This window comes from Pantoea sp. R102 (assembly GCF_004916815.1).
Classification (GTDB): domain Bacteria; phylum Pseudomonadota; class Gammaproteobacteria; order Enterobacterales; family Enterobacteriaceae; genus Pantoea; species Pantoea dispersa.
Genome location: NZ_SDFT01000267.1, coordinates 1 through 9,646 on the forward strand (window position 1 = coordinate 1; position 9,646 = coordinate 9,646).

A 9,646-nucleotide genomic window follows, 5' to 3' on the forward strand; every position below is an offset into this window, starting at 1 on the left:
GCCAGCCAGACCAGCGCAAACTGTTGCCGAAGGTTGCGAAAACTGACGTTAAAAAAGGGTTGCCAAGCGCCGCCATCTTCGTTAGGTTAATCAGCACGCAAATGAATACTCATTCAGCAACGGAATTTTTTATGACACGCGTTCAGTTCAACCACCATCATCACCATCACCCTGACTAGTCTTTCAGGCGATGTGTGCTGGAAGACGTTTAGGATCTTCCAGTGGTGCGAGCGCAAAGAGAGCCCCCGGAAGATCATCTTCCGGGGGTTTTTTTATGGGCGAACGCAACCCAAAACGCTTCAGACAGGATTGAATAAGAGGACAGGAACCATGTTAGATAACACCCGTTTACGCATAGCTATGCAGAAATCCGGCCGTTTAAGTGATGAATCACGCGAACTGCTGGCACGCTGCGGTATTAAAATTAACCTTCAGCAGCAGCGTCTGATTGCGTTTGCGGAGAACATGCCGATCGACATCCTGCGCGTGCGCGATGACGATATCCCTGGCCTGGTGATGGATGGCGTGGTCGACCTCGGTATCGTTGGCGAAAACGTGCTGGAAGAGGAGCTGCTGACGCGCCGCGCACAGGGCGAAGACCCGCGCTACTTTACGCTGCGCCGCCTCGATTTCGGCGGTTGCCGCCTGTCACTGGCAATGCCGGTCGATGCCGAGTACACCGGTCCGCAATGCCTGAATAATGCCCGTATCGCCACCTCTTACCCGCACCTGCTAAAGAAATACCTTGATAAACAAGGCATCGCGTTTAAATCCTGCCTGCTGAACGGCTCTGTTGAAGTGGCACCGCGCGCCGGTCTGGCCGATGCCATTTGCGACCTGGTGTCCACCGGCGCCACGCTGGAAGCTAACGGCCTGCGTGAAGTCGAGGTGATTTACCGCTCCAAAGCGGTGCTGATTCAGCGCGATGGCGAACTGCCAGCGGCGAAACAGCAGCTGGTGGACACGCTGATGACGCGTATTCAGGGCGTGATTAAAGCGCGTGAATCCAAATACATCATGCTGCACGCGCCGAGCGAGCGGCTGGAAGAGGTTATCGCCCTGCTGCCGGGTGCCGAGCGCCCTACCGTGCTGCCGCTGGCCGGTGAAGTGAGTCGCGTGGCGATGCACATGGTGAGCAGCGAAACGCTGTTCTGGGAAACCATGGAAAAACTGAAGGCGCTGGGCGCCAGTTCGATCCTCGTGCTGCCAATTGAAAAAATGCTGGAGTAACCGATGAGCGCAATCATGCAACCTATCGACTGGCAGGCGTGTAGTGCCGAACAGCAGCAGGCGCTGCTGCAGCGTCCGGCAATCTCGGCATCGGCCAGCATCAGCGCCACCGTGCAGGACGTGCTGGTGCAGGTGAAACAGCAGGGCGACGCGGCGCTGCGGGCGTTTAGCGCGCGCTTCGACAAAGCCCAGGTGGAGAATCTGCGCGTGTCCGCGGCTGAGATGCAGGCGGCCGGCGAGCGACTGAGCGACAGCTTAAAACAGGCGATGGCAGACGCCATGGCGAATATCGAAACCTTCCACAACGCGCAGATTCTGCCGCCGGTGGACGTGGAAACCCAGCCGGGCGTGCGCTGCCAGCAGATCACCCGTCCGGTGAAGTCGGTCGGCCTGTACATTCCCGGCGGCTCCGCGCCGCTGTTCTCCACCGTGCTGATGCTGGCAACGCCGGCACGCATTGCCGGCTGCGGCCGCGTGGTACTGTGCTCGCCGCCGCCGATTGCCGATGAAATTCTCTACGCGGCGCAGCTGTGCGGCGTGCAGGAAGTGTTTCAGGTCGGCGGCGCGCAGGCGATTGCCGCCCTCGCCTTCGGCACAGAAAGCGTACCGAAAGTAGACAAGATTTTTGGCCCGGGCAACGCGTACGTGACCGAAGCGAAACGTCAGGTCAGCCAGCGTCTCGACGGCGCAGCGATCGACATGCCTGCCGGTCCGTCTGAAGTGCTGGTGATTGCCGACGAAGGCGCGACGCCGGCATTTGTCGCTTCAGATTTGCTGTCGCAGGCCGAACACGGTCCGGATTCCCAGGTGATCCTGCTGACGCCTTCACTACAGCTGGCCGAAGGCGTGGCGCTGGCGGTTGAACAACAGCTGGCGCAGCTGCCGCGTGCCGCTACGGCACGTCAGGCGCTGGAGAGCAGCCGCCTGATCGTAGCGCAGGATCTGGCGCAGTGCGTGGAAATCTCCAATCAGTACGGCCCGGAGCACCTGATTATCCAGACGCGCCAGCCGCGCGCGCTGGTTGAGGAGATCACCAGCGCCGGTTCGGTGTTCCTCGGCGACTGGTCGCCGGAATCCGCCGGTGATTATGCCTCCGGCACTAACCACGTGCTGCCGACCTATGGCTACACCGCGACCTGCTCCAGCCTTGGGCTGGCCGATTTCCAGAAACGCATGACGGTCCAGGAGCTGACGCCGCAGGGCTTCCTCAACCTCGCCGCCACCATTGAAACCCTCGCCGCCGCGGAACAGCTGGACGCGCACAAAAATGCCGTGACCCTGCGCGTCGCCGCCCTGAAGGAGCAAGCATGAGCAACAACGTTGAAGATTTAGCCCGCGCCAACGTGCGCGCGCTGACGCCCTATCAGTCTGCTCGTCGCCTCGGTGGCAACGGTGACGTATGGCTGAATGCGAACGAATTTCCGCTGCCGGTGCCGTTTGAACTGTCGCAGCAGACGTTGAACCGCTATCCGGAGTGCCAGCCCAAATTAGTCATTTCGCGCTACGCCGCCTATGCCGGCGTCCAGCCGGAGCAGGTGCTGGTGAGCCGCGGGGCGGATGAAGGGATTGAGCTGTTGATGCGCGCCTTCTGCGAGCCGGGCAAAGACGCCATTCTGTTCTGCCCGCCGACCTACGGCATGTACAGCGTCAGCGCCGAAACCATCGGCATTGAGTACCGCACCGTGCCGGCACTGGACAACTGGCAGCTCAACCTGCCCGCCATCGCGGACCAGCTGGACGGCGTGAAAGTGGTTTACATGTGCAGCCCGAACAACCCGACCGGCAATCTGATTAATCAGGATGACATTCGCCAGCTGCTGGCGATGACCGCCGGCAAAGCGCTGGTGGTCGCCGACGAAGCCTACATCGAGTTCTGCCCGCAAGCAACGCTGGCCGGCTGGCTGCAGGAGTTCCCGCACCTGGTGATTCTGCGCACGTTGTCGAAAGCCTTTGCGCTGGCTGGCCTGCGCTGCGGCTTTACGCTGGCCAACAAGCCGGTGATCGATCTGCTGCTGAAGGTGATTGCACCTTACCCGCTGGCGACGCCGGTGGCCGACGTGGCGGCGCAGGCGCTGAGCGAGCAAGGCATCGCGCTGATGCGTCAGCACGCGCAGCAGCTCAACGACAACCGCGCCTGGCTGTGCGAACAGCTGCCGCAGCTGAGCGTAGTGCAGCAGGTCTTCCCGAGCGAAACCAACTATATTCTGGCGCGCTTCATCGACTCGCCAAAAGTGTTTAAAACGCTGTGGGATCAGGGCATTATTCTGCGCGACCAAAACAAAAACCCTGGCCTGGCGGGATGTCTGCGCATCTCCATCGGCACCCGTGAAGAGTGCGAGCGCCTGATCGCCGCGCTGCAAGCCTTATCTGTGGAGCAAGCATGAGTCAGAAGATCCTTTTTATCGACCGCGATGGCACCCTCATCTCTGAGCCGCCGACGGATTTTCAGGTGGACCGTATGGAGAAGCTGGCGTTTGAGAAGAACGCCATCCCGGCCCTGCTGGCGCTGCAGGAGGCGGGTTATAAGCTGGTGATGATCACCAACCAGGACGGCCTCGGCACTGAGCGCTTCCCGCAGGCCGATTTTGACGGCCCGCACAACCTGATGATGCAGATCCTGCGCTCACAGGGCGTGAACTTCAGCGACATCCTGATCTGCCCGCATCTGCCGGAAGAGAACTGCGACTGCCGCAAGCCAAAGACCAAAATGGTCGAAGCCTGGCTGGCCGACGGCGCGCTCGATACCGCCAACAGCTATGTGATTGGCGACCGTCTGACCGACATCCAGCTGGCGCAGAACATGGGTATTCAGGGCCTGCGCTACGGTGCGGAAGGCGAAGACTGGGACGCGATTCAGGCGCGCCTGACCAAACGCGATCGTCACGCGCTGGTGAACCGCAACACCAAAGAGACGCAGATTAAAGTGGAAGTGTGGCTGGATCGCGAAGGCGGCAGCAAAATCAACACCGGCGTCGGCTTCTTTGATCACATGCTGGATCAGATCGCCGTGCACGGCGGCTTCCGCATGAACATTGAGGTGAAAGGCGACCTGTATATTGACGATCACCACACGGTGGAAGATACCGGCCTGGCGCTGGGCGAAGCGCTGCTAAAGGCGCTGGGCGACAAGCGCGGCATCGGCCGCTTCGGCTTCGTGCTGCCAATGGATGAGTGCCTGGCGCGCTGCGCGCTGGATATCTCCGGCCGTCCGCACCTCGAATACAAAGCCGAGTTCAGCTATCAGCGCGTTGGCGACCTGAGCACCGAAATGGTCGAGCACTTCTTCCGCTCGCTGTCCTACGCCATGATGAGCACGCTGCACCTGAAAACCAAAGGCCGCAACGATCATCACCGCGTAGAAAGCCTGTTCAAAGCCTTTGGCCGCACGCTGCGTCAGGCAATTCGCGTTGAGGGCAACACCCTGCCGAGCTCGAAAGGAGTGCTGTAATGAACGTGGTGATTCTTGATACCGGCTGCGCCAACCTCTCTTCGGTTAAGTGGGCGATTGAGCGCCTCGGCTACACGCCTGCGGTGAGCCGCGATCCGGACGTGGTGCTGCGCGCCGACAAACTGTTTCTGCCCGGCGTCGGTACTGCGCGGGCGGCGATGGACCAGCTGCAGGAGCGCGAGCTGATCGAGCTGGTGAAAGCCTGCACCCAGCCGGTGCTCGGCATCTGTCTCGGCATGCAGCTGCTCGGACGCGGCAGCGATGAGAACGGCGGCGTCAGCACGCTGGGCATCGTTGATGAGCCGGTATCGCTGATGGATACCCAGGGTTTACCGCTGCCGCACATGGGCTGGAACCAGATCACCGCGCAGGCCGGCAATCACCTGTTCCGCAACATTCCGGACGGCAGCTACTTCTACTTTGTGCACAGCTACGCCATGCCGGTGAATGCCGCCACCATCGCCCAGTGCGACTATGGCCTGCCGTTCACCGCCGCCCTGCAGAAAGATAACTTCTTCGGCGTGCAGTTCCACCCGGAGCGCTCGGGTAAAGCCGGCGCGCAGCTGCTGAAAAACTTCCTGGAGATGTGATGATTATCCCCGCATTAGATTTGATTGACGGCAAAGTGGTGCGCCTGCATCAGGGTGACTACGGCCAGCAGCGCGATTACGGCAACGATCCCCTGCCGCGCCTGCAGGATTATGAACGCCAGGGCGCGGAAGTGTTACATCTGGTGGATTTGACCGGGGCGAAAGATCCGGCAAAGCGCCAGATCCCGCTGCTGACCACGCTTTTACGCGGCGTCAGCGTGCCGGTACAGGTTGGCGGCGGTATTCGTCATCGTGACGATGTGGCCGCCCTGCTGGCAGCCGGCGCCACGCGCGTGGTGGTTGGCTCCACCGCAGTCAAGCAGCCGGAAGAAGTGAAAGGCTGGTTTAGCGAATTCGGTGCCGACGCCATTGTGCTGGCGCTCGATGTGCGCATTGACGCCAGCAATCGCAAAGAAGTGGCGATCAGCGGCTGGCAGGAAGCCGCAGGCGTGACGCTGGAAGAGGTGATTGGCTGGTATCAGCCGGTGGGCCTGAAACATGTGCTGTGCACTGATATTTCGCGCGACGGCACGCTGAGCGGTTCCAATGTGGCGCTGTATCAGGAAGTATCCCAGGCGTTTCCGGACATCGCGTTCCAGTCTTCCGGCGGCATCGGTTCACTGGACGATATCGCTGCCCTGCGCGGCAGCGGTGCCCAGGGTGTGATTGTCGGTCGCGCCCTGCTGGAAGATAAATTTACGGTAGCGGAGGCAATTGCATGCTGGCAAAACGGATAATCCCCTGTCTGGATGTGCGTGACGGGCAAGTAGTGAAAGGCGTGCAGTTCCGCAACCACGAAATCATTGGTGACATCGTACCGCTGGCGCAGCGCTATGCCCAGGAAGGCGCTGACGAACTGGTGTTTTACGATATCACCGCCTCTTCCGACGGCCGCGTGGTGGATAAAAGCTGGGTATCGCGCGTGGCGGAAGTGATCGATATTCCGTTCTGCGTCGCCGGGGGCATCAAAACCCCGGAAGATGCGGCGCGCATTCTGCAGTTTGGCGCGGACAAGATCTCCATCAACTCGCCCGCGCTGGCCGATCCAACGCTGATTACCCGGCTGGCGGATCGCTTCGGCGTGCAGTGCATCGTGGTCGGCATCGATACCTGGTTTGATGAAGCCAGCGGCAAGTATCACGTCAATCAGTATACCGGCGACGAAGCGCGCACCCGCGTCACCCAATGGGAAACGCTGGACTGGGTAGAGGAAGTGCAGAAGCTGGGCGCCGGCGAGATCGTACTGAATATGATGAACCAGGACGGCGTGCGTAACGGCTACGACCTGGTGCAGCTGAAGAAGGTGCGTGACGTGTGTAAGGTGCCGCTGATCGCTTCCGGCGGTGCAGGAACCATGGCGCACTTCCTCGAAGCCTTCGAGCAGGCAAACGTCGACGGCGCGCTGGCGGCTTCGGTGTTTCACAAACAAATTATCAATATCGGCGAGTTGAAAAACTTCCTGATCGACAACGGTGTGGAGATTCGCGCGTGTTAACTGCAGAACAACTGGCCAGACTGGACTGGGCCAAAACCGCGGGCATGATGCCCGTCATCGTCCAGCACAACGTCTCCGGCGAACTGCTGATGCACGGTTATATGAACGAGGACGCGCTGCACAAGACGCTGGCCGACGGCAACGTCACCTTCTTCTCCCGCACCAAAAACCGTTTATGGACCAAAGGCGAAACGTCGGGCCACTTCCTCAAAGTGGTCAGCATCACGCCGGATTGCGATAACGACACACTGCTGGTGCTGGCCAATCCGATTGGCCCCACCTGCCATCTCGGTACCTCGAGCTGCTTTTCGCCTGCCGCACCGGACTGGACGTTCCTGTATCAGCTGGAGCAGCTGCTGGCCTCGCGTAAAAGCGCCGATCCGGCCAGTTCCTATACGGCGAAGCTGTACGCCAGCGGCACCAAGCGCATTGCACAGAAGGTGGGAGAAGAAGGTGTTGAGACCGCGCTGGCCGCTACCGTCAATGACCGCCATGAACTGACTAACGAAGCCTCCGACCTGCTGTACCATCTGCTGGTGCTGCTGCAGGATCAGGAGCTGGACCTCAGCACCATCATCAACAACCTGCGCGCACGCCATAAGTAACAATTGTGCGCCATGCTGCTCAAAACGGGCTTTCTGGCTCGATTTTGAGCAGCATACTTCGCAAAAGAGTGCGATCAATTGCGCTTCATCAGAATGGAAACCCCCATGACCACGCATGAAAAACTGCTCGCCCTGCTCGATCAGCACAACGCCCGTTACCGACTCATGGAGCATGAAGCGACCGGAAAGTGTGAAGCCGTGGCCGCGATTCGTGGCACGGAAGTGGGACAAGGTGCCAAAGCGCTGGTGTGTCACGTCAAGGGCAACGGCATCAAACAGCATGTACTGGCAGTGCTGCCAGCCGACCAGCAGGCCGACCTGAGTAAAGTAGCAGCCGCCGTGGGTGGCCGTCGCGCCTCGCTGGCCTCGCCGGCTGAAGTGGATGCGCTGACCGGCTGCGTGTTTGGCGCGATTCCGCCGTTTAGCTTTCATGCGGATTTACAGCTGGTGGTCGACCCGCTGCTGTTCGAGCGCTACGACGAAATTGCCTTTAACGCCGGGCTGCTGGAGAAGTCGGTGGTACTGCAGGTGGAGGATTACCGCGCACTGCATAATGGTAACGTGATGAAAATAATACTCTAATTGCCATACACCACGCTGAGCGGTACTCTCGATGACTTATCATCACGACAAAAGAAGACCGCAACTATGGCAAGTTCCCGTTTTACCGCCCGTCTGCGCCAGACGCTGGCACTGGCTGTGCTGGCAGGCTGCGCGTTCGGCGCTCAGGCAAAAATCGATCAGGTGCGTTTCGCCGTTGATCCTACCTATCCCCCTTTTGAATCCAAGACGCCGCAGGGCAAGCTGGTCGGGTTTGACATCGACCTCGGCAATGCGCTGTGCGCACAGATGCAGGCCAAATGCGTGTGGGTCGAGAGCCAGTTCGACGGCATGATCCCGGCGCTGAAGGCGCGTAAGTTTGACGCCATCCTGTCGGATATGGGCATCACCGAAGAGCGTCTGAAGCAGATCGACTTCACCGTGCCGCTGTATGACACCCACACCCAGCTGATTGCGCGTAAAGGCTCCGGCCTGCTGCCCACCGCGGAATCGCTGAAAGGCAAAACCGTGGGCGTGGAACAGGGCACCGTGCAGGAGCGCTACGCGCTGGCGAAATGGCAGCCGCACGGCGTGAACGTGGTGCCGTATGGCGATCAGGCACAGGTTGAGAGCGACCTGATTTCCGGACGTCTTGACGTGGTGTTCACCGATGCCGCACAGGCCGCGAACGGCTTCCTGAAGCATCCGCAGGGCAAAGATTTCGAGCTGGCTGGCCCGATTGTGCAGGATCCGATTATCGGCCCCGGCACCGCCATCGGCCTGCGCAAAGGCGACACCGAATTAAAAACCGCGCTGGACAATGCTTTCGCGGAGATCAAAAAGAACGGTACCTTTGATACCTTGCAGAAGAAGTATTTTGCAACGGATATCTCTATTAAACAGTGATCGATGGGGCGGCGCATTTGCCGCCCTTTTTCCAGCAGAACTATAATTCCCTTCATCAATTTCATGCGGCGCGGCCACGAGCGTGCCCCAGACACAGGACATCGACTGCGTTATGCAACAACAACATCATCCTTTGTTAAGCGCGACGCTGGGCACCCAGCGGGAAATTGTCAGCTTCCACTTTGGCACCGACTCACAGCAGCGGGTGTATATTCAGGCGGCGCTGCACGGCGATGAGCTGCCGGGCATGGCAGTGGCGTGGTATCTCAAGCAGAAGCTGCTGGCGCTGGAGTCGGCGGGCAAGCTAAAAGCCAAAGTCACTTTGGTGCCGGTCGCGAATCCGCTCGCGCTGGGTCAGCACTGGCACGGCACTCATCTCGGACGTTTTCATACTCTTTCTGGTCAGGATTTTAACCGTCGCTTCCCGGCGCTGGGCGATACGCTGGCGGCTGAACTGGCGGGATCGCTGACACAGAGTGAATATGAAAACAAACGACTGATTCGCGACGCCATCGATCGTCACTACCGCGACCGCATCGCCAAAAGCGAACTGGAAGCCCAGCGCTTCACCCTGATGCGCATGGCCAGCCAGGCCGACCTGATGATTGACCTGCACTGCGACTGGGATGCCTTGCCGCATCTTTACACCACACCGCACGCCTGGCCGGAGATTGAGCCACTGGCGCGCTGGCTGGGCAGTGAAGTGCAGCTACTGGCGCAGATCTCCGGCGGTGAGCCTTTTGATGAAGCCTGCTGCGAACCCTGGCTGACGCTGGCTGAGCGTTTTGGCAAAGACTACCCAATGCCGCGCGGCCTGCTGCCGGTGACGCTG

At 60.0% G+C, this 9,646-nt stretch carries 12 protein-coding genes and 1 other annotated feature; all 12 genes read left to right on the forward strand.

All coding sequences use genetic code 11. The features are described 5' to 3' along the window. The first annotated feature begins 131 nt into the window (after positions 1-131). Entirely contained in the window at positions 132-179 is a 48-nt protein-coding gene (hisL, locus tag ERD80_RS21335; protein ID WP_100396937.1) for a his operon leader peptide, read from the forward strand. Beyond that, positions 155-276: a sequence feature (His leader region), on the forward strand. (Overlaps the previous gene by 25 nt.) A 54-nt stretch (positions 277-330) precedes the next feature. Next, complete coding sequence (gene hisG, locus ERD80_RS21340; RefSeq protein ID WP_031280070.1) at positions 331-1,230, forward strand: ATP phosphoribosyltransferase; 900 nt, start codon at positions 331-333, stop codon at positions 1,228-1,230. Between the two features lie 3 nt (positions 1,231-1,233). After that, positions 1,234-2,541: a histidinol dehydrogenase gene (hisD, locus tag ERD80_RS21345; RefSeq protein ID WP_021509356.1), complete on the forward strand. Its 1,308-nt coding sequence runs from the start codon at positions 1,234-1,236 to the stop codon at positions 2,539-2,541. Next, positions 2,538-3,614 carry a histidinol-phosphate transaminase gene (gene hisC, locus ERD80_RS21350; protein WP_136548459.1) on the forward strand — a complete coding sequence of 359 codons (1,077 nt, stop codon included), beginning with the start codon at positions 2,538-2,540 and terminating at the stop codon, positions 3,612-3,614. Before hisD ends, hisC begins: the two co-directional genes overlap by 4 nt. Then, positions 3,611-4,678 (forward strand): bifunctional histidinol-phosphatase/imidazoleglycerol-phosphate dehydratase HisB, encoded by a 1,068-nt coding sequence (gene hisB, locus ERD80_RS21355; protein WP_136548461.1) that lies wholly within the window; start codon positions 3,611-3,613, stop codon positions 4,676-4,678. The genes hisC and hisB overlap by 4 nt, the downstream gene beginning before the upstream one ends. Continuing rightward, the gene (gene hisH, locus ERD80_RS21360; RefSeq protein WP_010617671.1) at positions 4,678-5,268 is read left to right on the forward strand and encodes an imidazole glycerol phosphate synthase subunit HisH; all 591 of its coding nucleotides are present in this window, start codon (positions 4,678-4,680) and stop codon (positions 5,266-5,268) included. Before hisB ends, hisH begins: the two co-directional genes overlap by 1 nt. Next, entirely contained in the window at positions 5,268-6,005 is a 738-nt protein-coding gene (gene hisA / locus ERD80_RS21365; protein WP_132466783.1) for a 1-(5-phosphoribosyl)-5-[(5-phosphoribosylamino)methylideneamino]imidazole-4-carboxamide isomerase, read from the forward strand. Before hisH ends, hisA begins: the two co-directional genes overlap by 1 nt. After that, the gene (hisF, locus tag ERD80_RS21370; RefSeq protein WP_021509351.1) at positions 5,987-6,763 is read left to right on the forward strand and encodes an imidazole glycerol phosphate synthase subunit HisF; all 777 of its coding nucleotides are present in this window, start codon (positions 5,987-5,989) and stop codon (positions 6,761-6,763) included. The genes hisA and hisF overlap by 19 nt, the downstream gene beginning before the upstream one ends. Beyond that, positions 6,757-7,368: a bifunctional phosphoribosyl-AMP cyclohydrolase/phosphoribosyl-ATP diphosphatase HisIE gene (gene hisIE, locus ERD80_RS21375; protein WP_136548463.1), complete on the forward strand. Its 612-nt coding sequence runs from the start codon at positions 6,757-6,759 to the stop codon at positions 7,366-7,368. Before hisF ends, hisIE begins: the two co-directional genes overlap by 7 nt. A gap of 105 nt (positions 7,369-7,473) precedes the next feature. Next, positions 7,474-7,950, forward strand: a complete 477-nt coding sequence (locus ERD80_RS21380) for a YbaK/prolyl-tRNA synthetase associated domain-containing protein (RefSeq protein WP_072209928.1) — start codon at positions 7,474-7,476, stop codon at positions 7,948-7,950. A gap of 66 nt (positions 7,951-8,016) precedes the next feature. Further along, positions 8,017-8,814: an ABC transporter substrate-binding protein gene (locus ERD80_RS21385; protein ID WP_021509348.1), complete on the forward strand. Its 798-nt coding sequence runs from the start codon at positions 8,017-8,019 to the stop codon at positions 8,812-8,814. Positions 8,815-8,926: 112 nt separating this feature from the next. After that, positions 8,927-9,646: succinylglutamate desuccinylase/aspartoacylase family protein (locus tag ERD80_RS21390; RefSeq protein ID WP_136548465.1), on the forward strand; the 720-nt coding region annotated here is incomplete at its 3' end.